23 protein-coding genes are annotated in these 25,807 nt (G+C 60.1%); 14 read left to right on the top strand and 9 right to left on the bottom strand.

Translation table 11 applies throughout. The annotated features are described in order from the left end of the window. Nucleotides 1–5: 5 nt before the first annotated feature. The 7 genes from PLUT_RS08635 (at nt 6) to PLUT_RS08605 (ending at nt 8,399) form a co-directional block, all read left to right on the top strand. Complete coding sequence (locus tag PLUT_RS08635) at nt 6–860, top strand: ATP-binding protein (RefSeq protein WP_011358397.1); 855 nt, start codon at nt 6–8, stop codon at nt 858–860. A 19-nt stretch (nt 861–879) separates the two neighbouring features. Further along, nucleotides 880–1,296: a hypothetical protein gene (locus PLUT_RS08630; RefSeq protein ID WP_011358396.1), complete on the top strand. Its 417-nt coding sequence runs from the start codon at nt 880–882 to the stop codon at nt 1,294–1,296. 20 nt (nt 1,297–1,316) lie between these two features. Next, nucleotides 1,317–2,945 carry a hydroxylamine reductase gene (gene hcp / locus PLUT_RS08625; protein ID WP_041463893.1) on the top strand — a complete coding sequence of 543 codons (1,629 nt, stop codon included), beginning with the start codon at nt 1,317–1,319 and terminating at the stop codon, nt 2,943–2,945. Between the two features lie 220 nt (nt 2,946–3,165). Further along, nucleotides 3,166–5,004: a B12-binding domain-containing radical SAM protein gene (locus tag PLUT_RS08620; RefSeq protein ID WP_011358394.1), complete on the top strand. Its 1,839-nt coding sequence runs from the start codon at nt 3,166–3,168 to the stop codon at nt 5,002–5,004. Nucleotides 5,005–5,127: 123 nt separating this feature from the next. Further along, entirely contained in the window at nt 5,128–6,975 is a 1,848-nt protein-coding gene (gene recQ / locus PLUT_RS08615; protein ID WP_011358393.1) for a DNA helicase RecQ, read from the top strand. Beyond that, nucleotides 6,969–7,709 (top strand): YdcF family protein, encoded by a 741-nt coding sequence (locus PLUT_RS08610; protein WP_011358392.1) that lies wholly within the window; start codon nt 6,969–6,971, stop codon nt 7,707–7,709. The genes recQ and PLUT_RS08610 overlap by 7 nt, the downstream gene beginning before the upstream one ends. Before the next feature lie 177 nt (nt 7,710–7,886). After that, on the top strand, nt 7,887–8,399 hold the full coding sequence (locus PLUT_RS08605) for a UpxY family transcription antiterminator (RefSeq protein WP_011358391.1): 513 nt from the start codon (nt 7,887–7,889) through the stop codon (nt 8,397–8,399). 15 nt (nt 8,400–8,414) lie between these two features. On the opposite strand, the gene PLUT_RS08600 is transcribed toward PLUT_RS08605, so the two are convergent. The 4 genes from PLUT_RS08600 to ppdK all read right to left on the bottom strand — a co-directional run bounded on the left by PLUT_RS08600 (nt 8,415) and on the right by ppdK (nt 15,441). Continuing rightward, nucleotides 8,415–9,041, bottom strand: coding sequence for a DUF1003 domain-containing protein (locus tag PLUT_RS08600; RefSeq protein WP_157858249.1), 627 nt, complete (start codon nt 9,039–9,041; stop codon nt 8,415–8,417). 83 nt (nt 9,042–9,124) lie between these two features. Continuing rightward, the gene (locus PLUT_RS08595; protein ID WP_011358389.1) at nt 9,125–9,574 is read right to left on the bottom strand and encodes a PPC domain-containing DNA-binding protein; all 450 of its coding nucleotides are present in this window, start codon (nt 9,572–9,574) and stop codon (nt 9,125–9,127) included. A 27-nt stretch (nt 9,575–9,601) separates the two neighbouring features. After that, entirely contained in the window at nt 9,602–12,478 is a 2,877-nt protein-coding gene (gene uvrA, locus PLUT_RS08590) for an excinuclease ABC subunit UvrA (RefSeq protein WP_011358388.1), read from the bottom strand. A gap of 212 nt (nt 12,479–12,690) precedes the next feature. Then, a complete protein-coding gene (ppdK, locus tag PLUT_RS08585; RefSeq protein WP_011358387.1) occupies nt 12,691–15,441 on the bottom strand; it encodes a pyruvate, phosphate dikinase in 2,751 nt (916 codons plus the stop codon). Nucleotides 15,442–15,559: 118 nt separating this feature from the next. Between ppdK and PLUT_RS08580 the strand changes: the two genes are divergently transcribed. Next, a complete protein-coding gene (locus PLUT_RS08580) occupies nt 15,560–16,441 on the top strand; it encodes an ABC transporter permease (RefSeq protein WP_011358386.1) in 882 nt (293 codons plus the stop codon). On the opposite strand, the gene elbB is transcribed toward PLUT_RS08580, so the two are convergent. After that, complete coding sequence (elbB, locus tag PLUT_RS08575; protein WP_011358385.1) at nt 16,433–17,092, bottom strand: isoprenoid biosynthesis glyoxalase ElbB; 660 nt, start codon at nt 17,090–17,092, stop codon at nt 16,433–16,435. The genes PLUT_RS08580 and elbB overlap by 9 nt on opposite strands. 135 nt (nt 17,093–17,227) lie before the next feature. Between elbB and PLUT_RS08570 the strand changes: the two genes are divergently transcribed. Further along, on the top strand, nt 17,228–17,803 hold the full coding sequence (locus PLUT_RS08570) for a fibrobacter succinogenes major paralogous domain-containing protein (RefSeq protein WP_157858173.1): 576 nt from the start codon (nt 17,228–17,230) through the stop codon (nt 17,801–17,803). Here PLUT_RS08570 and PLUT_RS08565 read toward each other — a convergent pair. Then, nucleotides 17,797–18,294, bottom strand: coding sequence for a methyltransferase family protein (locus PLUT_RS08565; RefSeq protein WP_011358383.1), 498 nt, complete (start codon nt 18,292–18,294; stop codon nt 17,797–17,799). The two genes, PLUT_RS08570 and PLUT_RS08565, sit on opposite strands and share 7 nt — an antisense overlap. A 59-nt stretch (nt 18,295–18,353) precedes the next feature. Here PLUT_RS08565 and PLUT_RS08560 point away from each other — a divergent pair, with 59 nt between their 5' ends. Further along, a complete protein-coding gene (locus PLUT_RS08560) occupies nt 18,354–18,899 on the top strand; it encodes a hydrolase (RefSeq protein ID WP_011358382.1) in 546 nt (181 codons plus the stop codon). Between the two features lie 23 nt (nt 18,900–18,922). Here the strand turns inward: PLUT_RS08560 and lpxK are convergent, their stop codons facing one another. Beyond that, nucleotides 18,923–19,990 (bottom strand): tetraacyldisaccharide 4'-kinase, encoded by a 1,068-nt coding sequence (gene lpxK, locus PLUT_RS08555; RefSeq protein WP_011358381.1) that lies wholly within the window; start codon nt 19,988–19,990, stop codon nt 18,923–18,925. Beyond that, nucleotides 19,983–20,600, bottom strand: a complete 618-nt coding sequence (locus PLUT_RS08550) for a lysophospholipid acyltransferase family protein (RefSeq protein ID WP_041464181.1) — start codon at nt 20,598–20,600, stop codon at nt 19,983–19,985. The genes lpxK and PLUT_RS08550 overlap by 8 nt, the downstream gene beginning before the upstream one ends. 163 nt (nt 20,601–20,763) lie before the next feature. On the opposite strand from PLUT_RS08550, the gene purD reads away from it, so the two are divergent. From purD to trpC, 4 genes are all read left to right on the top strand, one after another. Next, a complete protein-coding gene (gene purD / locus PLUT_RS08545) occupies nt 20,764–22,047 on the top strand; it encodes a phosphoribosylamine--glycine ligase (protein ID WP_011358379.1) in 1,284 nt (427 codons plus the stop codon). A gap of 52 nt (nt 22,048–22,099) precedes the next feature. Then, entirely contained in the window at nt 22,100–22,531 is a 432-nt protein-coding gene (locus PLUT_RS08540) for a Mov34/MPN/PAD-1 family protein (protein ID WP_041463892.1), read from the top strand. A gap of 297 nt (nt 22,532–22,828) precedes the next feature. Beyond that, nucleotides 22,829–24,307 (top strand): carbamoyl-phosphate synthase large subunit, encoded by a 1,479-nt coding sequence (carB, locus tag PLUT_RS08535; protein WP_011358377.1) that lies wholly within the window; start codon nt 22,829–22,831, stop codon nt 24,305–24,307. Nucleotides 24,308–24,322: 15 nt separating this feature from the next. Next, nucleotides 24,323–25,111: an indole-3-glycerol phosphate synthase TrpC gene (gene trpC / locus PLUT_RS08530; protein ID WP_011358376.1), complete on the top strand. Its 789-nt coding sequence runs from the start codon at nt 24,323–24,325 to the stop codon at nt 25,109–25,111. Here the strand turns inward: trpC and rpe are convergent. Beyond that, entirely contained in the window at nt 25,103–25,768 is a 666-nt protein-coding gene (rpe, locus tag PLUT_RS08525; RefSeq protein ID WP_011358375.1) for a ribulose-phosphate 3-epimerase, read from the bottom strand. The genes trpC and rpe overlap by 9 nt on opposite strands. Nucleotides 25,769–25,807: the final 39 nt, after the last annotated feature.

Genomic DNA, 25,807 nt, shown 5'->3' with positions numbered 1-25,807 from the left:
TGCATATGCAGCGACAGGTGATACAGATTGACGAACAGCTCTGCACCGGGTGTGCCCAGTGCATTCCCGGATGTCCGGAAGGGGCGCTCCGGGTGATCGATGGCAAGGCGCGGCTCGTCAGCGATCTTTTCTGCGACGGCCTCGGGGCCTGTGTCGGGCACTGTCCGACCGGAGCGATGCGGGTCGAGACCCGTGAAGCCGGGCCGTATGACGAACGGCGGGTACTGGCAGAGAGCATCGTGCCGAAGGGACCCAATGTGCTTGCGGCTCACCTCCGCCATCTCAAGGACCACGGAGCGGTTGAATATCTCCGGGAAGCGCTGCTCTACATGCAGGAACATGGCATCGAAAACCCGCTGCATTCCGCCGCTCCCTCAGCTGGCGGGCATCATGAGGGCGGCGGGTGCCCGGGGAGCCGGCCGATGGCATTCGGCGCTGCGGCACCAAGAGCGCATGGCGGGAGCGACGCGCCCGAAAGCGCGCTCCGGCAGTGGCCGGTGCAGCTGCACCTCGTCTCTCCGGAGGCTCCCTGTTACCGGGGTTCCGATCTCCTGCTCGCTGCCGACTGTACGGCCTTTGCGATGGGCGATTTCCACACCCGCCACCTTCCGGGCAAGAGTCTGGCAATCGCCTGTCCCAAACTAGACTCGGGTATGGATGTCTATGTACAGAAACTGATCGCCATGATTGATATGGGCGGCATCAACACCATCACGGTGCTCTTGATGGAGGTGCCTTGCTGCGGCGGACTCATGGGCGCAGTGCAGGAAGCCTGCAGGAGGGCTTCGCGCTGGGTGAGGGTGAAGAAGGTGGTGGTGTCGGTGCAGGGAGAGGTGCTCGGTGAGGAGTGGGTAGGGTGAACGGGATGCAGGAGGAAGCATGCTGAAAGATGCGATGGGTCTCTACCGGGGAAGTGTCGAGGAGATCAGCCGGACGATCAAGGAGCGGCCTACGGACCCCATGGCCTGGTTTGATCGCGGTAATGCCCGAAGCAGTTCCTGTGACTGGGAGGGTGCTGCCCTTGACTACACCATGGCGATGAAAACGGGCCTGAGGTTCCGTGAAAGCATCATCGCCCTCGGGAACCGGGGCGTTGCAAGAGCGAAACTCGGCGACATCGACGGGGCGATCGGTGATTTCAGCGCCATCGTTGAGAAACATCCGAACAACCGGCGGCTGCTTCGGGCGGCGCTGAGGAGCCGGGCGGAGATGAAAGAGAGGAAAGGCGACAGGGAGGGGGCGAAGGCCGACAGGAAACTGGCCGACCTGCTTCCGGCCGAACAGACGACAACATAAACGCAAAGGAGAAGACGATCATGGGAATGTATTGTGACCAGTGTCAGGAGAGTATCCATGGAACAGGATGCACCGCAAGAGGAGTCTGCGGCAAGGACGAGATGACGGCAAAGCTGCAGGATGCGCTTGTATACGCCAGCGTGGGGCTTGCCATTGCGGCGGGCCGTCAGCAGGGAGGCGTACCGCGGGATGCGGGCCGCCGGATCAGCGAGTCGCTGTTCGTCACCGTCACCAACACCAATTTCGACGATGTTGCCATTGTGGAGGAGATCGGTAAAACCCTCGCCATGCGCGACCAGCTCAACGCGCTTCTTCCATCGGTTCCGGAGCATGACGCGTCCAGCTGGACAGGCAGCACCAGGGACGAGTTCCTGCAGAAGGCGCTTACTGCGGGCGTGGAGTCCTATGACATCAATGAGGATCTCCGCTCGCTTAAAAGCCTTGTTCTCTACGGTCTCAAGGGGCTTGCCGCCTATACCGACCACGCTTCGGTGCTGGGCTTCGAGGACGATGAGATTTACGCATTCTATGCCAGGGGCCTCGAAGCGATGGTCCAGGATCTTTCCGCCGATGAGCTGACCGCACTCGTCATTCAGACCGGTGCTACTGCGGTCAAAGCGATGGCGCTGCTCGATCGTGCCAACACCTCGACTTACGGAAACCCTGAGATCACGAAGGTCAACATCGGTGTAGGCATGAAGCCCGGCATCCTGATTTCGGGTCACGACCTCCGCGATATGGAGGACCTCCTGAAGCAGACCGAGGGGACCGGGGTGGACGTGTACACCCACTGCGAGATGCTGCCGGCGCACTACTATCCCGCATTCCGCAAGTACCCGCATTTCGTCGGCAACTACGGTGGATCATGGTGGAAGCAGGACCGTGAGTTCGAGTCGTTCAACGGCCCGATCCTCATGACGACGAATTGCATCGTGCCGGTCCGGGAGTCTTACCGCCAGCGGATGTTCACCACCGGCATGGCCGGCTACCCCGGGCTTCAGCATATTTCTGCACGCCCCGAGGGCGGGAGCAAGGACTTTTCGGCACTGGTTGAGCTTGCACAGACCTGCCAGCCGCCGGTTGAAATCGAGACCGGGGAGATCACGGGCGGCTTCGCCCACAACCAGGTGCTTGCCCTTGCCGACAAGGTGGTCGATGCCGTAAAGTCTGGTGCCATCAAGCGTTTCGTGGTGATGGCCGGATGCGACGGACGGCATGCGTCACGGAAGTACTATACAGGGGTTGCCGAAGCGCTGCCGGAGGATACGGTGATCATGACGGCCGGATGCGCCAAGTACCGCTACAACAAGCTTCAGCTCGGTGACATCGGCGGCATCCCGAGGGTGCTTGACGCAGGCCAGTGCAACGACTCCTATTCGCTGGCGGTCATTGCCCTGAAGCTCAAAGAAGTATTCGGGCTTGAGGACATCAACGACCTGCCGATCTCTTTTGATATCGCATGGTATGAGCAGAAAGCTGTCACCGTGCTCCTTGCGCTCCTCTATCTTGGCGTGAAAGGCATCCGCCTCGGACCGACACTTCCCGAATTCCTGACCCCGAACGTCGCCGCCGTCCTGGTGGAGAAGTTCGGCATCAAGCCTATCGGAACGGTGGGAGCCGATGTCGAGGCCATGATGGCCGGCGCCTGAGCGGCTGTGCCTCGTTCTCTTCTGCAGTATTTTCTGGGCCGCCCGGAGTATTTCCAGGGCGGCTTTTTTTTATCTGCGCCGAGTTTACGTACATTACCCTACACACATCTCTCGTTCAGCCGCTCCCTGGCATCCCCACAGTGCCGTGTTTCAGATGGGCGGGCAAGTGAAGAGGCAGTCTTCCTTGCAGGTTTTTCAGGATCATTAGCCGTAAGGCTGTATGGCATATTTCAGGAACCTGTGCCTCATCGAGGCTCCGCAGGCGGTCATTACTCCGTTTCCCCGCTACATTTCCGACTGCATCGGTGTCTGTTACCTTGCCGCGGCGGTGAAGGATGCGGTGGAGAGCATCGTCATGCCGGAACACTATTATGATGAAAGACTCTTCGAGAGCCTTCGCGGCCTTCTCAGGAAAAGCCCCTGCGATCTCGTTGCCATTTCTTCTATGACCGGTGCCTGGAGCCAGGCGCTTCGCCTCGCGCGCATTGCCCGTGAAGCGGGCGCGTTCGTGGTCGTCGGAGGCTTCCACCCGACAGCCCTCGCAACGGAGGTGCTCCGGGAGCCCGACATTGATGCGGTGGTGAAGGGTGAGGGGGAGGAAACGTTCCGGGAACTGGTGCTCCATGGCCCTTCAGAGCGTATTGCCGGGCTGGCGTTCAGGGATGGCGGAACCGTTGTCGAGAACGCTCCGCGGCCGGTCATCCGGGATATCGATTCCATTGCCTTTCCGCTCCGGAGCCTTCGTCCGGGTCGGTACGGGGAACATGGTTCCGCTTATTCCATTGACACCATCTATACGTCGCGCGGGTGCCCGTGGTCCTGTTCGTTCTGCGCCAACGGCCAGATGCACGGAAAGTGGCGTGCCCGCTCAGCCGAGAATGTGGTGGAGGAGATCGCACTCCTCCACGATCAGAAGATGAAGAAACTGCTGAAGATCTGGGATGCCAATTTCCTGACCAGCATCAAGCGGGCCGAACGGATCTGCGATCTCATGATCGAGCGCGGGCTGACGAACTTCCGGATCATGACCGAAACACGTGCTGCCGATCTTGTGCGGGCGGAACGGATCCTGCCGAAACTGAAGGCGGTGGGGCTCAATAAAGTCGGCATCGGCATCGAGAGCCCGAACCCCGAGACCCTCCGGCTGCTCAACAAGCAGAACACGGCGGACGATGTCGAAAAAGCTATCGCACTCTGCCGGAAATACGGCATCGGGACCGAGGGGTACTTCATCCTCGGCAGCCTGAACGAAACGGCCAGTGAGAGCCGGACCTATCCCGCCTATGCCCGCTCGATCGGCCTCCAGCAGGCGCTTTTCATGGTGATGACGCCCTATCCCGGCACTGAGGTCTACGGCGCATATCTGCGCGAGAACCGGATCCACTCCCATGACTGGGACCTCTACAACAATTTCAGCCCGGTGGTCTCTGCCGGGGGGATGGACCGGCAGGAGCTGGTGGAGCTTCTGGCCTATTGCGATCTTGCCTTCAACAGCTTCATGCCGCTCCTTAAGAGAAAGGACCTCATCAGCCTCATTATCAGCTGCATGTCGGAGCTGCTGCATGTCTGTTTGCTCCTGCGGGTCAATAAAAGTCTCTCTCCGGGTGATGTTGAAGATGCCGTTTCGGAGGCACTGCTTGAGTTTGCAGAGCGTGAGGGGGGTTCCATCAGCAGGGAATGGCAGACTGGTACCGAAGCAAAGCCGCTGCAGCCTCTCGGGTTCCGCCTGCTCTTGAACCGCGGGAGAGCTATTGATTTCCGGCTGGAAGAGGGTGACGGCCGCCGGTGGCTTTTCATGACTCCATCGGTTGCTGATGGCTCCCGCGGCGCTTCCGGCCTTCGGCTTGACGGGCTGGTGCGTTTCGTGTTTTCGCTTTCAATGGACCGCCTGATGTCGGTGCTCTATCAGGGGGAGTGGATGCGCAACAACCACGGTCATGGCGGAGAGGTTGCCCGGAGGTTCCTGCCTTTCTTTTTTGACCCCGTTCTGCTCGGTTCCGCTTCGCGACTCCTCCGGCTTCTCCCCGGTGCGCTCCGAATGCCTGCCGAAAAGGGGTGAGGCTTCTCTCTCCCTTTGCTTTCCGGCGTGATCTGCGTATATAAAGGTTCTGCATTTTTTTTCGGGTCCTGCGGGTTTTGCCGGACGGTTCCGGAGCGATCAAATTTTTCAGGTTTGAATGCCATGAGGGTCCAGATTTCTGACGAAGCGGTGCATGAGGCCCTGCAGCGGGTATTCGGGTTCCAGGCGTTCCGGCCGAACCAGCGTGAGGTTGTACGGGCTATCCTTGAGGGCCGGGACGTGTTTGCGGTGATGCCGACGGGCGGAGGAAAGTCGCTCTGCTATCAGCTTCCGGCCGTGCTGCTTCCCGGCACCTGCATCGTTGTCAGTCCCCTTATCGCCCTTATGAAAGACCAGGTCGACGGCGCACGTGCCAACGGCATCCGTGCAGCCTTCCTCAACAGTTCGCAGCTTCCCGAAGAGCGGCAGATGGTGGCGAATGCGCTGCAGTCGGGAGAGCTCGAGCTGCTCTATGTCGCACCCGAGCGGTTTGCCGTCGACTCCTTCCGGGCGATGCTCAGGGGCATTCGGATCAGCATGGCCGTTATCGACGAGGCGCACTGCATCTCCGAGTGGGGCCACGATTTCCGGCCCGACTATCTCTCCCTCTCCGCACTTGTGGACCTTGCCGGTATGGCCCCTGTGGCGGCCTTCACGGCAACGGCCACCGAGCGGGTGCAGGCCGATACCCTCCTGCGTCTCGCCCTGCGTGATCCGTTTCTCGTCAGGGCCTCGTTCGACCGCCCGAACCTTTCCTACGAGGTGCTCTTCAAGGACAGTGCCGACCGCCAGATACTCTCGATACTGCGCAGGTTCAGCGGTAAGGCAGGCATCATCTACCGCGCAAGCCGCAAAAGCGTCAACGACACCGCCGCCATGCTTCGGGCGAAGGGGTTCCGTGCGCTTCCCTACCATGCAGGGCTTGACGACAGGGAACGGGAGCAGAACCAGAATGCCTTCATCCGCGATGAGGTGGACGTGATCATAGCCACCGTGGCCTTCGGCATGGGAATCGACAAGTCGAACATCCGGTTCGTCATCCACGCCGACCTCCCTAAAAGCATCGAGAACTACTACCAGGAGACCGGTCGTGCCGGACGCGATGGCGAGCCGGCGCACTGCACGCTGCTCTACAGTCAGGGAGATATCGCGAAGGTCCGCTTTTTCATCGATGCGATGGCGGACGGGGAGGAGCGCGCACGTGCTCTATTTGCCCTCTCGACAGTTTCTGCTTTTGCCGCCTCGGCAGTCTGCCGGCGCAGAGCGCTTCTCGAGCATTTCGGCGAGGCCTATTCGAAAGACAACTGCGGTTCCTGTGATGTCTGCACCGGGAACTTCGACACAATCGACTGCAGCGTTGAGTCGCAGATACTCCTATCTGCCATGGTGCGCACCGATGAACGGTTCGGCGCCTGTCATGTCATCGACATTGTCACCGGCAGCTTGAACAAAAAAATCAAGGAGCTTGGCCACGACCGCATCAAGACGTTCGGAGCCGGAAAAGGGCGTGACAAAAAGTTCTGGCGGCGGCTTGTCGACGAGCTGCTGGTGCGCGGGGTGATCATGAAAACAGAGGGGCTCTATCCTGTCATCATCCTGACCGAAAAGGCGGTTGCAGTGCTGAGAGGTGAGGCCGGAATCGAGATGCTTATGCGGGCTGATGCCCCGAAGGCCGAACGGAAAAAGGCGGAGCCGGACCCTGGCGGATACGACAGCGGACTGTTCGAACAGCTCAGGGCGCTGCGAAAGGAGATTGCCGACGAACAGGGCGTTCCTCCCTATGTGGTGTTTTCCGACCGTTCTCTTCGGGAGATGTCATCACTGCTGCCTGAAAACGGCGATGAGATGCTTGCGGTATCGGGTGTTGGAGAGGCCAAGCTTCAGCGGTACGGCAGCCAGTTCCTGCAGCTCATCGGGCGCTGGCGGAGTGAACATCCCACTGTAGCCGGCAGGGAGGTGGCCCCATGCTGATGCTGCACAAGATCCTGCCGTTTCTGCTTCTGCCTCCGGGCCTCTCCGTGGTGCTTGTCTCTCTCGGCCTGCTGCTGCGTCGCCGCATGCTGGCATGGGCAGGAGTGGCGATGCTCTTGATTGCCTCCATGCCTGTCGTGGGTAATTCGCTCATTGGGATCCTCGAAGGCCCCGCCAGAAGGGTGCCGGCAGCTTCTGTGGCGCATGCCGATGCCATCGTGGTGCTCGGCGGGATGACAATGCAGCTTCCCGGAGCCCCCCTTGGCGAGTGGGGTGAGGCTGCCGACCGCTTCGAGGCGGGCATCGATCTGTACCGCGAAGGAAAGGCTCCGCTTCTGGTCTTCACCGGCGGCCGTCTTCCCTGGCGGGAGAATTTCGTGCCTGAGGGTGAGCTTCTCGCCCTGCGTGCCCTTCAATTGGACATCCCCCGCGCTTCGGTCCTGGTCACAGGCATTGCCGGCAATACTTCGGATGAAGCCGGTGCTGCAGCTGAACTGCTTGGCCCGTCAAAAAAGATCATCCTCGTCACCAGTGCGTTCCACATGCCCCGTTCGATTCTGCTGTTCCATCGTGCGGGGTTCAGCGTGGTGCCCTGCCGGGTTGATTACAGGGTCCAGCCTGCTGAACGGATGACTGTTCTTTCATTCATGCCGGACCCTGAAGCGCTCCAGCAGTCGTTCATAGCGTTGCGGGAGATTATGGGAATTGTATGGTACCGTGTGCTTTCGCTGTGAGAACTTGACTGTGTTCGCGATTTTTGCGATTATTTTGATGTACAGTGCTGTATTTAGCCCGGCAGTGATTACTTTGCCCCCCCCTTGTTGCGCATGGTTTTACGCAGTGAGCCGCCGGAATTGCGGGGAGTTTCCGTCCGCCGGAGGGGGAGACTGTAAATTTTAGGCTGTTAGTGTATGATTGAAGGTTTGGATCCGCACTGGTATGCGGTATATGTCCGGTCGCGGTACGAAAAAAAGGTTCATCAGTGGATGCTGGAAAAGGAGCTGAACAGTTTCCTTCCCCTTTTGGAGACGGTCCGTCAGTGGAGCGACCGGAAGAAAAAAGTCTACGAACCCCTGTTCCGGGGTTATGTGTTCGTCCAGATAGACATGAAGCACGAACACGTGAAGGTGCTTGAAACCGAAGGGGTAGTGAAGTTCATCGGCATCGGCCGGAACCCTTCAGTGATCAGCCCGCGTGACATCGAGTGGCTCAAAACGCTGGTCCGTGAGCCCGACGCGCTGCACCAGACCGTTTCATCGATCCCTTACGGCAAAAAGGTCCGCGTGCTGGCCGGCCCCTTCAAGGACCTTGAGGGAGTGGTGGTCAAAGAGGGCCGCGAAGAGCGGCTGGTGGTGTTTTTCGAGAGCATCATGCAGGGCATCGAAGTGTCGATCAGCCCCGACCTTCTCCTGCAGCTGAAGTGAAGTCCCGTTCCCTCCCTACCGCTCTTTCTTTATTTCGTTGATCAATTCAATCTGGATCTCCTGGATTTCCATCAGGCGTTCCCACTGGCGGGAGAGCAGGTGGTCGATCTTCTGGTGGAGTTGGCGGATTTCCAGTTCAGCCTTGAGGTTGACCTGGTAGTCATTGATGGCGCGCGCCCTGTCTCGCGCCTCCTGGCGGTTCTGGCTCATCATGATGACCGGTGCCTGCAGGGCGGCCAGAGAGGAGAGGACGAGGTTGAGGAGGATATAGGGAAATGGGTCGAAAGGCCGGGTTGTGATGAGCCAGGTGTTCAGCCCCATCCAGAGCAGGATGAAGATGCCGAAGGCGATAATGAAGGTCCAGCTGCCGCCGAATGTTGCAATCCTGTCGGCAAGCCGCTGGCCGGTGCTCAGTCCTGCTTCAAAGTCGATGTCGGGGTTGCGTGAGAGCAGCTCCTGCTCCTCAAGCGCCTGCAGCACCTCTTTGTCGAGCGAGCTGATCTCTCCCCGCTCCTCCTCTAACAGTTTCTGCACATAGCGATGCTGATAGTCATGCAGGTCGTCGAGGCATATCCATCCGTTTTCATCCCAACCGCCCCACTGCTGCTCGATCATGCGTGATATCGCCGGTCGGACGGTCATGGCCCTGCGGAGTGCGGATTTCTCTGTCTTTCCGCATATCTGGCAGGCCGCCTCATGCTGTTCCGGCTCTTCCCCCGTCCCGCTCACCGTTCTTCTCCTCCCCAGAGCAGCAGTCCCGTTTCCCGGTCCGGAGATCGGCTAAGCGGTGTGCCTCCGACGGAGCTGAACTCCTCAATGAGGTATTCGCAGGCGAACACCGTGGTGCCGGGCGCCAGATGGCCTCCGTTCATCCTTCCCTCCCGGTCGGCCAGCGCAATGTGGGCGTGGATCATCGGGTTCCCTTCTGAAAGGGAGATGTTGCCCGTCAGCGAGACGATCTCCCTGCCTCCGTGGATGCTGCTGTAGCGGTACGTTCCCGCATGCTGGTCGTAGTAGCCTATCCGGGCCCCGGTGACGGCACCGATCGCCTCAATGCGCCCCATGCTCACGTTTTCCTCCCTGCAGACGGCACTGAGCCCCTCAAGGATATCCGCTCCCTTCTCCAGCCGCCCCATGATGCGGCGCTGCCCTTCAACGGCCTGCCGTATTGCCATAGTGACTGTTTTATTGGTTTGCTGTCCTCAGCCTGCCGTGCAGGCCTCAACCCGTTTCAGCTCTTCCGAGAGGAACCGGGCGGTGTGTGAGGCTCCGCCGCGAGCCAGCTCTTCAGGCGTTCCTTCGCCGACGATGTATCCCCCTTCATGCCCGCCTTCGGGGCCGAGGTCGATGATCCAGTCGCTGCTCTGGATGATGTCGAGGTTGTGCTCGATGATGATGACGGTGTTGCCCTTGTCGACAAGGCGTCGGAGTACCTCAAGCAGGTGCTGGATGTCCTGGAAGTGCAGGCCTGTGGTGGGCTCATCGAGGATATAGAGCGTTTTTCCGGTCTGTATTTTCGCGAGTTCCGCGGAGAGCTTGATGCGCTGGGCCTCGCCTCCCGAGAGCAGTGGCGAGGGCTGGCCGAGCTTGAGGTAGCCGAGCCCGACGCTCTGCATGGTGGAGAGGATCCTCTTTATGCGGGGGAAGTCCACGAAAAACTCCGCCGCCTCTTCGATGGTCATTTCAAGCACATCGGCAATCGATTTACCCCGATATTTGACGAGCAGTGTTTCGCGGTTGTAGCGTTCGCCCTTGCAGTTTTCGCACTGCACGTATACATCGGGCAGGAAGTTCATCTCGATTTTACGCGTGCCGGCCCCCTGGCAGGCCTCGCAACGTCCGCCCTTGACATTGAAGCTGAACCGGCCTGCCTTGTAGCCGCGGATCTGCGCTTCGGGAAGCCGGCTGAAGAAGTCGCGGATGAAGGTGAACGCGCCCGTGTAGGTTGCCGGATTGGAGCGCGGCGTACGTCCGATCGGCGACTGGTCGACGGCGACGACCTTGTCGATGTGCTGCAGCCCTTCGAGTCCACGCGAGGGGTATGCGGGGATTTTTGAGCGGTAGAAGTGTCGTGCCAGGATGGGGTAGAGGGTTTCGTTGATGAGGGTCGATTTGCCGGACCCGCTGACCCCGGTGATGCTGACGAGGGCGCCGAGCGGGATGGAGACGTTGACCCCTTTGAGGTTGTTTCCGCTGCACTCCCTGAGATGCAGGAACTTGCGTTCTTCGGCCTGCTCTCCGGGCTCTTTGGGTTCGGGCCTGCATGCTACCCTGAGTATGCCGGTAAGGTAGCCTGCCGTCAGTGAGCGGGGGTCGAGCGATGCGGCCGGACCCTGGGTGACGATCTGGCCGCCGTATTCGCCGGCGCCGGGACCCATGTCGATGATTTCGTCGGCTTCCAGCATGGTGTCGCGGTCGTGCTCGACCACAAGTACGGTGTTGCCGAGATCACGGAGGCGGAGCAGGGAGCCGATGAGCTTGTGGTTGTCGCGCTGGTGGAGCCCGATGCTTGGTTCGTCGAGCACGTAGAGTACGCCGCTGAGCTGCGAGCCGAGCTGCGAGGCGAGGCGTATGCGCTGGGCCTCCCCTCCGGAGAGTGTCTGCGATCCGCGGTCGAGAGAAAGGTAGCTGAGGCCCACGTTCAGGAGGAACTCGAGCCGTTTGGTGATCTCATGCAGCACCGGTTCGGCAACCAGCTTTTCTTTCTGGCTGAGGTCCGGACCCAGTGTACTGAAAAAGTTGAGGGCTTCGGGGAGGGGAAGTGCTTCTGCTTCGGCGATGTTCAGTCCGCCTACCTTCACGAGCAGGCTTTCACGCTTCAGGCGCGCTCCGCCGCATTCGGGGCAGGGCTGGCGGACCATGTAGCTTTCCGCCCACTCGCGGACTTTCGGCGACGAGGCATTGCTTCTGATCTCATCGACGTAGGGGAGTGCCCCCGGGAATGTCTGTGGATAGGATGTGTCCTGCCCGGAGTAGGTATAGCTGACGTCGAAGGTCCTGCTGCCGGATCCCTGGAGCAGGATGTCCATGGCCTCATCGGGGATGGCTGAGGCCGGGGTGTCGAGGGTGAAGTTGAAGTCCCGTGCGATGGCCCGGATGACCTGCCAGAGGTTCCGCTTGCCGGGCTTGCCGAAGGGGTCGATGGCGCCTTCCGTGAGCGAACGGGATCGGTCGGGTACCATCAGCGCTGTGGAGAGCTGCATCTGCTCGCCGAGCCCGTTGCATACCGGGCATGCGCCGAAGGGGGAGTTGAAGCTGAAGTGGTTAGGGGCCAGGGTGTCGACCGGCACGGATCCGTCGGAATAGGCGTAGCGCGTGCTGAACGTAAGCTGTTTTCCAGCACCGCCCTCCGCTTCGACGGGGTCGCAGATGACGCTCGAGCGGTGCTCGGAGAGGGAGACGGCCAGATGCACAGCCTTCGTGATGCGTTCAAGGGAGTCGGGGCCCGTTACGAGCCGATCGACCACGAGTTCAATGGTATGGGTCCGGTAGCGTTCGAGCTGCATGTCCTTTACCAGCTCACGGTACTCTCCCTCAACCCTGACCCGCACCCACCCCTTCAGCATGAGGCGTTCGAAGAGTTCGCGGTAATGGCCCTTGCGTCCGGTGACGAGCGGGGAGAGAATCTGGATTTTCGTGCCTGCAGGGAGGGCCGCTATGGCTGCCGTGATGTCCTCTTCGCTCTGTTTCTGGAGCATATGGCCCGTTACAGGATCGTACCTCCGCCCGGCTTTTGCATAGAGCAGGCGGACGAAATCATGGATTTCAGTGATGGTTCCTACTGTGGAACGGGGCGAGCGGTTGGTGCTTTTCTGGTCGATTGCGATGACCGGCGACAGCCCTTCGATGAAGTCGACGTCGGGTCGTTCGATGTTGCCGATGTACTGGCGCGCATAGGGGGAGAGGGTTTCCATGAACCGCCGCTGCCCTTCGGCGTATATGGTGTCGAAGGCGAGGCTGGATTTTCCCGAACCGGACAGACCCGTGATGACGACGAACCGGTTGCGGGGTATCTTGAGGGAGATGTTTTTCAGGTTGTGGACCCTTGCCCCCCTGATGGTGATATGACTGAAGTCCATGCGGTTGCTCTGTCTTGAAGGTCGGCGGTGACGGCCCTAAAAAAATTCTGTTCCTAAATCTATGAATGTTCCGTGAAACGGCAACCTTTCAACAGGTGCTATTTCAACAGGTGTTTCCGCTTCAGCGTTTCAGCCCTCTTCCTTGTTGGCGGGCGGACAATGGAAAAAGGCGGCCGGAGCCGCCTTTCCACCAGTTCATTCTCCAGCCTTCCTCAGCCGAGCAGTGCGGCCCGTGCCGCCGCAAGCCTTGCGACCGGGACCCGGTAGGGGCTGCATGAGACATAGTTGAGACCTGTCTTGTGGCAGAACTCGACTGAGGCGGGATCGCCCCCGTGCTCACCGCAGATGCCGAGCTTGAGATCTGGCTTCACGCTCCGCCCTTCGCTTGCCGACAGGGTGATGAGCCGTCCCACCCCATCGATGTCGATGGATTCGAACGGGTTGCGCGGGAAGATGTCGTGCTGCTGGTAAGTGGGGAGGAACTGTCCGGAGTCGTCACGGCTCATGCCGAGTGTCATCTGGGTGAGGTCGTTGGTGCCGTAGCTGAAGAAGTCCGCTGCTGTGGCGATTTCGGCGGAGGTGATGGCCGCCCTCGGGACCTCGATCATGGTGCCGACGAGGTATTTGACTCCAATCCACTGCTCGGCGATGACGCTGCGGGCGGTCTTGTGGATGATCTCGGCGGTAATCTCGAGCTCTTTCAGGGTGCTGACGAGCGGAACCATGATTTCCGGCACCACCTCGAGCCCCTCCTGGCGGAGCTGGCAGGCGGCTTCCATGATGGCCTGTACCTGCATGATGGTGATTTCGGGATGGAGGATGCCGAGCCGGCATCCACGCAGGCCGAGCATTGGGTTGAACTCATGGAGGGCTGCGATGCGTTCTTTGACGTGTTCGTATGGTTTCCCCATGCCGATAGCCAGGCGCATGATCTCTTCATCCGAGTGGGGGAGGAACTCGTGCAGGGGCGGGTCGAGCAGTCGGATGGTGACAGGATGCGAGCCCATCGTCTTGAAGAGGCCGTAGAAGTCCTCCCGCTGGTAGGGAAGGAGTTTGCTGATGGCGGTGTTGCGTTCCTCCAGATCGTCGGCAAGGATCATCTCCCGCATGGCCTGGATGCGTTCACCCCCGAAAAACATGTGCTCCGTCCGGCAGAGACCGATGCCTTCGGCGCCGAAGGTGAGGGCTACGGCTGCCTGGTCGGGCTGGTCGGCGTTGGCGCGGATCTGCAGGCGGCGGTATCGGTCGGCCCACAGCATGAGCTGGTTGTAGACCTCCCACGATGGGGCGTCTTCAGGTTTTCGGGTCCCATCGACCAGCACTTCGATGATTTCCGAATTGCGGGTCGGCAGACTCCCGGCAATGACCTCTCCGGTGGTGCCGTCAAGGGAGAGGTCGTCGCCTTCATGGAGCACCACGTCGCTTCCGTCGATGCGCATCTCTGCGTTCTGGTAGTCGATCGAGAGGGCCCCGCAGCCGACAACGCACACCTTGCCCATCTGGCGAGCAACGAGTGCGGCGTGGGAGGTCATGCCGCCGCGTTCGGTAAGGATGCCTTCCGACACGGCCATTCCCTTGATGTCTTCGGGCGAGGTCTCTATGCGCACAAGAATGACCGGCTCCCCCCGCCGGTTTCGTTCGGCGGCATCGGTGGCATTGAAGCAGATTTTGCCTGTAGCGGCTCCGGGTCCCGCATTCAGGCCTGTCGCCAGCAGCCGCCCGCTCTGGACGGCCGCTTGTTTTTCCCTGACATCGAACACCGGTCGGAGGAGCTGGTTGAGCTGCTCGGGCTCGATGCGAAGGATTGCCTCCTTTTCGTCGATCAGCCCCTCCTTGAACATGTCGACGGCTATTTTCAGCGCGGCGGGTCCGGTGCGTTTGCCTACCCGGCACTGGAGCATGAAGAGTATATTGTTTTCGATGGTGAACTCGATGTCCATCATGTCGCGGTAGTGCTTTTCGAGGGTTGCGCGGATATCATCAAGCTGGCGGTAGATTTCCGGGTTTTCCTCTTTCAGCTGCGAGATGTCGAGCGGGGTGCGTGTGCCGGCAACCACATCCTCGCCCTGCGCATTCATCAGGAACTCGCCGTAGAAGATGTTTTTGCCGGTTGCCGCATCGCGCGTGAAGGCGACGCCGGTGCCGCAGTCCTCGCCCATGTTGCCGAACACCATGGCCTGGACATTGCATGCCGTACCCCAGTAACCGGGGATATGGTTCAGCCGGCGGTAAATGATGGCCCGTTCATTGTTCCAGCTTTCGAAGACAGCGCCGATTGCACCGCGGAGCTGTTCGTGTGGATCGTCGGGGAAGGATCTGCCCGTTTTATCCAGAATGGCGGCTTTGTAGTGACCCACGATCTCCTGCAGGTCCTCTGTGCTGAACTCGGTATCGACCTTGATGCCGAGCGCATGTTTTCTGGCTTCAAGAATCTCCTCGAACGGGTCTTTCTGTTTTTTGTCGGCCGGCTTCAGGCCGAGCACGACATCACCGTACATCTGCACGAACCGGCGGTAGCAGTCCCATGCGAAGCGCGGGTTGCCGGATTTCCGGGCAAGTCCCGCGACCGTCTGCTCATTGAGGCCGAGGTTCAGGATGGTGTCCATCATGCCGGGCATCGAAGCCCTGGCCCCCGAGCGTACTGAAATCAGGAGCGGGTTGCCGGGGTCCCCGAATTTTCTGCCGAGCGCCTCTTCGATGGTGGCCAGCGCCCGGGGGATCTCCTCTTCAAAGAGGCCATCCGGGTAGGTCTGGCCGTGTTCGTAGTACCAGGTGCAGACTTCGGTCGAGAGGGTGAAGCCCGGAGGCACCGGCAGGCCGATGTTGGCCATTTCGGCCAGGTTCGCCCCTTTTCCCCCTAAGAGGTTTTTCATCGAGGCATCCCCTTCGGCACGCCCGCCCGAGAATGTGTAGATGAACTGCTTCGGTCCGCTTTTCCGGTTCGAGATTTCTCTGGTTGGCATGGTGTAATGCTGGTTGGTGGATTATGAACGGGAATGACTATTTTCAAGAGAAGAAACCCCAATCGGGAAAAAACAGCGGCTTCTCCGGCCGCCATCTACCTCTCGCCGTTTTTCACCTATGGATATCGAGTTAGCCGTCATATTTTTTCAAATCCTGCGCATTGCCGTGCCCTATGTTCTGACCTCCGTCGGGGCGGTATTTTCGGAGCGTGGCGGGGTGGTGAATCTGGCTCTTGAAGGGCTGATTCTGGCCGGTGCGTTTGCGGCTTCGGCCGGCATGCACCTTACCGGTTCGGCTGCTGCCGGGGTTGCGGCAGCCATTCTGGCAGGCCTTGCCGTTGCCCTGTTTTTTGCTTTCCTTACCGTAACCCTCGGGGCGGATCAGATCGTTTCCGGCATCGCCTTGAACATCCTCATGATGGGCGGGACCCGCTTCGGACTCGTGCTGCTTTACGGCAGCGCCATGAACTCCGAACGCATCGCCGGGTTCGGTGCCGCTTCCGTCCTCCTTGACCCCCTTTTCCTCACGGCAGTCGCCGTGGTTCCAGCAGCACAGTATCTGCTGTTCCATACTCCCTACGGCCTCCGGCTGCGTGCGGCCGGTGAGGACGCTGCCGCAACGGACAGCGCAGGGGTAAGCGTGCCGGTTATGCGGTATTCAGGGGTGCTGATATCTGGTGTCTTTGCGGCACTCGGCGGGGCGTTTCTTGTCTTCCAGCAGCATACTTTCACCGATTCCATGTCGGCGGGGCGCGGGTACATGGCGCTTGCAGCCATGATCATCGGGCGGTGGAATCCTCTTGGCGCGGCCCTGGCGAGCCTCTTTTTCGCTTCGGCCGAATCCATGGAAATCTGGACCCAGGGCGGCTGGCTGCCCTCACAGGTGGTGCAGTCCATGCCCTATGCGCTCACCCTCCTGGTGCTTGCCGGGTTCGGCAAACATTCCCGCCCTCCGCGTGAGGTTGGCGTGCCGTTCAGGAAAGGCGGGGCTTCAAGCTAGCTCAAGCACCGCCTGGATCAGCCGGTCGATGCCTTTGGCTACTTCCGAGATCGAGGGCCCGAGCATGTAGGCGGGGGTGCTCACCACCTTGCCCTCGTGCCAGACATGGGCGTTATTGACCGTGCATTCGACGTGCCGTGCCCCCATCGATTCAAGGTCGGCCGCAGTGGCAGGATCGTTGCCAATGGTGAGTTCCGGTTTCCGGCTGCCGAGCACGCATGCGGCGATGGCCGGAGCGATGCAGATGAAGCCGAGGGGTTTGCCCTCATCATGGAAGCTTCGCACGGCGTGCTCGACACCGGGATCGATGGTGCACTCCGGGCCCTTGACGGCGTAGGTCGAGAGGTTTTTGGCTGCACCGTATCCTCCGGGGATCACGAGTGCATCGAGATGGAGGGTGTCGAAACGTTTGAGGTCGGTGATCTCTCCACGGGCGATGCGGGCGGATTCGTCGAGCACGTTGCGCACTGCTCCCTCCTCTTCCTTGCCGGTCCGGTGGTTGACGACATGGTGCTGGGGAATATCGGGGGCAAGACAGACCGCTTCGGCTCCCGCCCGATCGATTGCCAGAAGTGTGAGGACGGCTTCCTGGATTTCCGATCCGTCAAGGTGTCCGCATCCGGAGAGGATGACGCCAATTCGTTTTTTCATGGCGGATGTGTTGTATTGTTTGCCCGCGGAGGGCGGAAACGGGGACAGTACAGAAAAGGTAAGGGTTTCATCATTAAGTTGCATTGATATAACGCGGAGTCTATGCGGATAGCACGGCAGGGCAGACGGATATGGATGAGGGTTTTCCTCGCGGCTCTCTTCTTTGTCGCCGGTTGCGTGGAAAAGAGGGGCGGGGAGTTGCAGGGTGTGCCGCTCGGCGGCATGGAGTGGAGTGCCTCCAATCTGGACATTGAGAGGTACCGGAACGGGGACCCGGTCCCGGAAGCCCGGACTGAGGCGGAGTGGCACGAGGCAGCCAGCAGGGGCGACGGTGCATGGTGCCGTTACGAAGGCGAAGAGGGGGGGGCTGTCGGGTGCGGGCGGCTCTACAACTGGCATACGGTCCATGACCCCCGCGGACTTGCACCGGCCGGGTGGCATGTCGCGACGGAGGATGAGTGGGACCGGCTTGCCCTGGTGCCTGGAGGCCTTCGTTCACTCGGCATTCTTTCCACTGGAATAAGAAACTGCCTGGGCGCGTTTTACGGGCACGGGGTTTCAGCCTGTTTCTGGACTGCGGACTCTTCGGGTGCATTCGAGGCATGGGACAGAGAGGTTGCCTCCCGGGATCCGGAGCGGCTGGTCAGGGTCAGCGTCGCCCGGAGTCTCGGCTTATCGGTGCGCTGCGTTCGGGACCGGCCGGCTCAGTAGATGAAGGGGATGAATTTCTTTACCCGTTTGGCATAGGCGGTGTAGTCCGGGTGCCGCGCTGTCAGCCAGCGCTCTTCACGTGAGGCCTTGTAGCTGAAAAAGAGGAACCCGAGGCCGGTGAAGAGAAGGTGTGAGGCACTCATGGTGAAGATGGTCCAGCCTGCAGCGAGAAATAGCTGGCTCGAGTAAAGCGGGTGGCGGACGAGGCCATAGATCCCGGTGGTGATGAGACGGCTGTGCTCAACTGGATAGGGGAGCGGGGTGAGGACCTCCTTCAGAGTATGTGAGCCGAGCCCCCCGAAGGTTGCGGCCGTGCTCCAGAAGAGGATGAGTGCCGCCCACCTGAAAAGCGGCGGCGTCCCTGCCATGGCCGCCAGCGGCCAATCGGGAAGGAGGATGAAGGTGAAGATCAGGAGGAACTGGATAGCGACGAGATGCTCTCCGCGTTTTCCTTTTGGCAGTGTATTTTTTGTTCTGATTTCGTTCGACATTAACCGTATCTTGAAAGTTACGAAAAGGTATTTTATCCAGTTTCAATGTCCCATCAGTCATGATTACTCCTGAAGAAACCCTTCTGCTTGTCATTGATGTGCAGGGTCGGCTTGCCCAGAGCGTACACGGTTCCGACGGCGTTGTCGCTGCCATCGGGCGCATGATCCGCGCATCCCGGATTCTTGAGGTGCCCGTGCTGGTCACGGAGCAGTATCCCAAGGGTCTGGGCCGTACGGTGGACGCCCTCATGGAACTGCTGCCCGGAGCGCAACCGGTCGAGAAGCTCTCCTTCAGCTGCTGCGGCAATGAAGGGTTCATGGAGCGCCTTCGGGCGTTCGGCCGCAACGACATCCTGCTTGCCGGCATGGAGACACATGTGTGCGTGTACCAGACGGCGGTTGAACTGCTTGATTTCGGCTATAATGTCCATCTCCTGACCGATGCGGTCTCATCGAGGACCGAAGAGAACCGGGCGCTTGGCATCCGATGCATCGAAAAGGCTGGCGGTGCGCTCTCCAGCACTGAAATGGCCATGTTCGAGCTCCTGCGTGAAGCCGGCACCGACCGTTTCAAGGCGGTTTCCGCCATCCTGAAAGAGGCGTAGGATTCTTCTTCCGGGGGAAGAGCTCAATCCCGGACTACGGCCTTGAGCATTTCCTGCAGTTTCTCCGCTCCCCTTGTGAAGCCGGTCGCAATGTTCAGGCAGCAGCACCCAACCCCTTCCGTTTTTTCGAGCAGACCGGGTTCCCCCTCCAGGCGGTAGCGGTCTTTTTCCGTCGTGACGAGCGTGAGCCCCTTCCGGCGGGCCTCCTCTACAAGCGGCAGGAAGTTGTTCAGCGTGTAGGGCTCATGGTCCCGGAAAAAGCGCTGCTCCACAACATGCACTCCCTTTTTCATCAGGCTTTCGACGAACGATGCGGGCGATGCGATGCCGGCGAAGGCCAGCGCCTTGAGTCCTGCGGGATCGGGATGGGGCGCCGTTGACCGGCCTTTAGGGCCGAAGGGGGAGAGTTCTCCGATGACCACCCGGGTTCTTGCAACGAGGGCCACGCTACCTGTCAGTTCCGCTTCGATGGCGTCCGCCTTCGATTCATCGGTGATTTTTGAGAGCACCGCGACATCAGCTCTCCCGATGCCGCTTTTCGGTTCGCGCAACCGTCCTTCGGGGAGCATTTTCGCCGCGGCAAAGGGCTCACGGGAGTTGATGACGACGATGTCGAGATCCCGCGCCAGCTGGCGGTGCTGGAATGCATCGTCAAGGATGATGACGTCGGGCCGTTCGCCCCGGAACCGTTCCATGATGAACTGCACCCCTTCGCTTCGCTGTTCTGCGACCACGACCACGGCTTCAGGGTTATTGGCGGCGAGCATGGCGGTTTCATCTCCTGACCGGGTGCTCCCGAGGAGTATGTTCCGTCCGTCGGAGACGAGCTGTACCCCTTTCGAGCGGCGCCCGTAGCCCCGGGAGACGACGGCCGGCCGGCATCCGATGGAGAGGTAGTATTTCAGGACCCAGTCGACAAGCGGTGTTTTGCCTGTTCCTCCGGCAGTCAGGTTGCCGATGGAGACCACGGGAATCGGCGATTTCCACGCCTTCAGCATACCCCTGTCGAAGAGGGCGTTGCGCACGGCCGCAACGAGTCCGTAGAGCAGTGCGGCTGGCCGGAGGAGGATGTTCAGTCTGCGCTCATGCATGGCCAAGGCGGTCGGAAAGCAGTTCGGAATATGTTCTGAGCTTTTCCTCGGAGTCAAATCGCGGCACATCCAGGCGGTGCAGTTCAAGTGTGACCTTCGAGAACGGGTGGGGAATGATGAAGCGGTCCCAGCTCTTCAGCTGCCATCCCCCGGTAAAGCCGATGCGGGCGAAGATGATCGGCACGCCCGACTCTGAGGCGATGCGGATGGTTCCGTATTTGAATCGGTGCAGGGGGCCTCTCGGGCCGTCTGGGGTGAGGACGACGAGGTTGCCGCGTTGCAGGGCACCCTGCATGGCGGCGCGGACTTCGCTTCCCCCTTTCGAACTTGATCCACGGATGAGCCGGAACCCGAAGCGCTTGAGGGCAAGGGAGAGGATGCTTCCGTCTTCCGACAGGCTCACGACTGCCGATGCATCTCTGTCAGGCCATAGCCTTCGCACGAACAGCCATCCCACGGCCATATCCCCATGCCAGAATGCGAAAATGCAGGACTCATCGGGTGCCGGCAGGCTGAAGCCGCGGGGCCGGACCGACAGCCGGAGGCTACGGTAAAGGAGGCGGAGGGCAGCGGGCAGGACGCGGCTGGAAATGATCGCTGGGAGGGCCATGTGGGTCGGCCGGGCCATCCCCTGAAGTCCGGGGGCGCGCCCTCTTGAAATTTTTTAATTGTTTTTTTTGCCCGCTCTGCTTTATATACAAGCTATCCGCATCGCGGCTGGAAGTAATGTAACACTCCCCGGCCGATAAACCGCCCTCTAAGACACGAACAGCATGAAGGTACTCATCATTGGAAGCGGCGCGCGCGAGCATGCTATGGCATGGGCGGCGTCACGGAACCCCGGGGTGGAGATGGTGTATGCCGCTCCCGGCAACGGCGGGACTGCCATGATGGGAGGCAAGGTGCAGAATATGCCCTTGAAGGCGACTGACCTTCAGGGGCTGCTCCGTTTTGCCCTTGAAAACGCCATCGATCTGACAGTCGTCGGCCCTGAGCAACCGCTCGAAGCCGGGGTCGTGGATCTCTTCCGGGACGCTGGTCTGAGGGTGGTGGGCCCGACCCGTGATGCCGCACGTCTCGAGAGCAGCAAGGTGTTTGCAAAAGATTTCATGCGCCGCCACAGCATCCCCACCGCAGGGTACCATGTGTTCGGCAGGAAGGAAGATGCGCTCTCTTACCTTGATGGCCTCCCGTCAGGGGCATGGCCTCAGGTGCTCAAAGCCAGCGGGCTCTGCGGCGGCAAAGGGGTTATTATCGCTACAGACCTCCAGAGCGCCCGCAGCGCGATTCTCGAGATGTTCGATGACCGCGTGTTCGGCAATGCTGCCGATGAGGTTGTTATAGAAGATTTCCTCAAAGGAGAGGAGGCCAGTGTGTTCGCACTGACAGACGGCACCTCCTACCGCCTCTTCCTTCCCGCTCAGGACCATAAACGGATCGGAGATGGTGATACCGGAAAGAACACCGGCGGCATGGGTGCCTATGCTCCGGCCCCGCTGGTCACTGCTGAGGTGATGCGGAAAGTAGAGGAAAGGGTCATCCGCCCGACCCTCGAGGGCATGAAGGCTGAAGGGTACCCGTTTACGGGGTTCCTCTATGTCGGCCTGATGATCGATGGCGGCGAGCCGTCGGTTGTCGAATACAACGCCAGGCTCGGCGATCCGGAGACCCAGGTGGTGCTTCCGCTGCTGAAAAGCGATTTTATCGACGCTCTTATGGCCAGCGTTTCGGGAGGGCTCGAAGAAATTGCGTTCGACATGCACCCCGGATCTGCAGCCACCGTCGTCATGGCTTCCGGGGGCTATCCCGACAGTTTTCCTACGGGTATTGCTGTGCAGATCGACAGCGCCCTTTCCGGGATGGATGAGTGCATGCTGTTCCACGCCGGTACGGCATACCTCGACGGCCGGCTTACCACGGCCGGTGGCAGGGTCTTTTCCGTTACCGCGCTCGGCCCCACCCTCCGTGAAAGTCTCGACTCGGCTTACCGGGCTCTTGGAACGATCAGTTTCGCGGGAGCCTGTTTCCGCCGGGACATCGGAGCCCGGGCCCTTTAACCATCGTAGCCATTCACCATACCAATTCAACCGCCGCTGCTGCTGTCGCCGTATGAAAATACCCCGCCGAGCTTTTGAAATCATCCAGGAACAGGCGTTCCGTGAACTTCCTCAGGAGTGCTGCGGGCTGTTTGCCGGAATAAAAAACGTCGATCATCGTGGCAATGTCGAGAACATCATCCATGAGGTGGCACCCTGTCGCAACTGCCTCTACCATGGCCGTGAGAACGGCTTCGAGATCTCCCATCAGGAATACTCCGACGTGGAGCGGGAGGCTAAAGGTCTCGGATTCTCCATCGTAGGTTCCTATCACTCCCACATCAACTCTCCCGCAGTACCTTCGCTGCACGATGTCGATTTCGCAAAGCCCGGTCACACCATGCTCATCATCTCTTTCTCGGAAGGTCGTCCGAAAGAGGTCACCGCATGGCTCCGCCGCGAGTCCGGCGGTTTCCATCAGGAGCAGATCCGCGTTGTGGAATGATTGGTAGAGCAGCCGGGGTCCGGTGAATGGATGAGCAGCCGGGGTCCGGTGAATGGGTGAACAGCTGGAGTCCGGTGAAAGGATGAGCAGCCTGGGTCTGATGAATGGATGAGCAGCCGGAGTCCGGTGAATGGGTGAACAGCCGGAGTCTGGTGAACGAATTAACAGCGGGCGCCCTATGAGTAGGCGGGGTAGACTGGAGGCGGCGCTGAAGTGTGTTGCCTTCGTGGAGGAGTGAGGGAAATTTAGTACATTACCGACCATTGAAGCTTTCGAAGATCCTAACCCCTGATACCAGTGCCAAAGCGGGAAGACATCAAGTCCATTTTAGTGATCGGAGCCGGTCCGATCGTCATCGGTCAGGCCTGTGAGTTCGACTATTCGGGCACCCAGGCATGCCGGGCCCTGAAGGAGGACGGCTACCGGGTCATTCTGGTCAACAGCAACCCTGCGACCATCATGACCGATATCGAGCTGGCCGACGCCACCTATATCGAGCCGATCACACCGGAATATGTGCAGAAGATCATTGAGAGAGAGAAGCCCGATGCACTGCTTCCGACCATGGGCGGCCAGACGGCGCTCAACACGGCGGTGAGCCTTGCCGAGTCGGGGATCCTTGAGCGTAACGGTGTCGAGCTTATCGGCGCGAAGCTGCGGGCCATCCGCAAGGCGGAGAACCGGGAGCTTTTCAGCGACGCGATGAAGAAACTCGGCCTGGAAATGGCCAAGGGATTTTTTGTCCGCAATGAAAAAGAAGCCCGTGACGCCCTCGAGGAGATCGGCCTGCCGATCATCATCCGTCCTTCGTTTACGCTTGGCGGGACGGGCGGAGGGTTTGCCGAGACCAAGTCGGACTATTACGAGGCGGTACGGCGCGGTCTTGCCGAGAGCCCTATCGGCGAAGTGTTGGTCGAGGAGTGCCTGTTCGGCTGGAAGGAGTTCGAGCTTGAGGTCATCCGCGACCTTGCCGACAACGTGATCATCGTCTGCAGCATCGAAAACGTGGACCCGATGGGCGTGCATACCGGCGACAGCATCACGGTGGCTCCGGCCCAGACCCTGACCGACCGCCAGTACCAGGAGCTTCGCGACGCTTCGGTCCGAATCATCCGGGAGATCGGCGTGGAAACCGGCGGCAGCAACATCCAGTTCGCCATCCATCCCCGAACAGGCCGCATCGTCGTCATCGAGATGAACCCCCGTGTATCGCGCAGCTCGGCCCTGGCCTCGAAGGCGACGGGATTCCCGATCGCCAAGGTTGCCGCCAAGCTGGCCGTCGGCTACACGCTCGACGAGATTCTGAACGACATCACCAAGTCGACCCCTGCCAGCTTCGAGCCGGCAATCGACTATTGTGTGGTGAAGATTCCTCGCTGGGATTTCGAGAAGTTCAAAAACGTTGACTCCCGTCTCGGCGTGCAGATGAAGTCGGTCGGTGAGGTAATGGCGTTCGGACGCAATTTCCGCGAGGCGCTCCAGAAGTCGCTGCGCGGCCTTGAGATCGGACGTGCCGGGCTCGGTTCCGACGGCAAGGACCTGATGAACGTCGTCGACATGACACCGCAGCAGAAGAAGTTCGCCAAGGATGACATCCTCGAGAAAATCAAGATTCCGAGAGCCGACAGGATGTTCTACCTGCGCTATGCCTTCCAGGCCGGTGCGACCGTCGATGAAATCTACCAGTCCACGGCCATTGACCCATGGTTCCTTGACAACATCCGCCAGATTGTTGAATTTGAGGAAGAGCTGAGGGAACTGGCCTCAGCCGGATGAGCGGGGGAAGCCTGGATGACCTATCTTGCAAAGATCCTGAAAGAGAAGCGTCGTGAGGTCGCGGCCATAAAGGCTGAGCGCCCTCTTGCCCGTTACCTTGAGCTTCGCAGTTCGCTTGCTCCGGCCAGAGGCTTTCAGGAAGCGCTTCGGGGAGAGGACGGCAGGCTCCGCCTCATTGCTGAAGTCAAGAAAGCCTCTCCCTCAAGGGGAGTCATTGTCCATGATTTCGATCCGGTCCGGATCGCCCTCCACTACGAGGAGATCGGCGCTTCTGCACTGTCGGTTTTGACCGACAGGCAGTTCTTCCAGGGCTCCCCGGACTATCTCCGGGCGGTCTCGGCTGCTGTACGGCTTCCCGTGCTCCGCAAGGATTTCATTGTCGATGAATCGCAGATTTTCGAGTCGCGCCTTATGGGTGCTGACGCCATCCTTCTGATTGTTGCGGCCCTCGAGCCCCGGCAACTTCGCGACTACCTCCAGACGGCCTCTGAAACGGGGCTCGATGTGCTCGTTGAGGTGCATGACCGGCGGGAACTCGACACGGCGGCCGAAGAGGGTGCCACAATGATTGGCGTCAACAACCGCAACCTGAAGGACTTCAGCGTGGATCCCGCCACATCTTCTGACCTTCGTCCCTTTTTCCCACCTGACACTATCGCGGTGTCGGAGAGCGGCCTGAAAACGGCTGGCGACATCGCTCATTTGCGCGATGCCGGTTTCCATGCTGTGCTCATCGGAGAAGGCCTCCAGACGAGCAAAGAACTGACGGGCCTTACCTGGCCCGTCAGCCACTCCCTATCGTGATGCGCTCTTGATTTTCCGGGCTGCGGCCGCAGGGTCAGCCGCCCTGAAAAACGCCGTTCCGGCGATGAGTGCATCGGCTCCCGCAAGTACCACTGCTTCTGCATTCTCTTCGGTGATTCCCCCGTCAACAGCAATGACCAGCTCCGGGTTGAGCTTGCGGCGCATGGCGTCGAGCTTCTTGATTTTCTCGATAGATGCGGGGATGAACTTCTGTCCGCCGAAGCCGGGGTTGACCGACATGATGAGGACGAGGTCGAGATCCGGGAGGATCTCTTCGAGCGTCGAGACAGGGGTCGCGGGATTGACCGACACGCCGGCTTTTGCCCCGAGGCTTTTGATGAACTGGACGGTGCGGTGCAGGTGCGGGCAGGTTTCCTGATGGACGGTCACCTGGTGCGAGCCGGCTTTGACGAACTCTTCGATGTAGCGGTCAGGGTCGGCGATCATGAGATGGGTATCGACGACCATCGTGGTGTTATTGGCGATGGCCTGGACGACGATCGGCCCGAAGGTGATGTTGGGGACGAAGTTGCCGTCCATGATGTCGCAGTGTATCCAGTCGGCACCGGCAGCTTCTGCAGTCTTGAGGGCCTCGCCGAGGTGCATGAGGTCGGCGGACAGGATGGACGGGGCCAGTAGGGTGGAAGGTGAGGGCATGTTTCTGATGTTTAGGGTAACGGAAAAGAGTTGTCGACT

Source organism: Pelodictyon luteolum DSM 273 (assembly GCF_000012485.1).
Lineage (GTDB): Bacteria > Bacteroidota > Chlorobiia > Chlorobiales > Chlorobiaceae > Chlorobium > Chlorobium luteolum.
The sequence above is the reverse complement of the archived record's forward strand: the minus strand, read 5'-3'. Positions and strand labels throughout refer to the sequence as shown.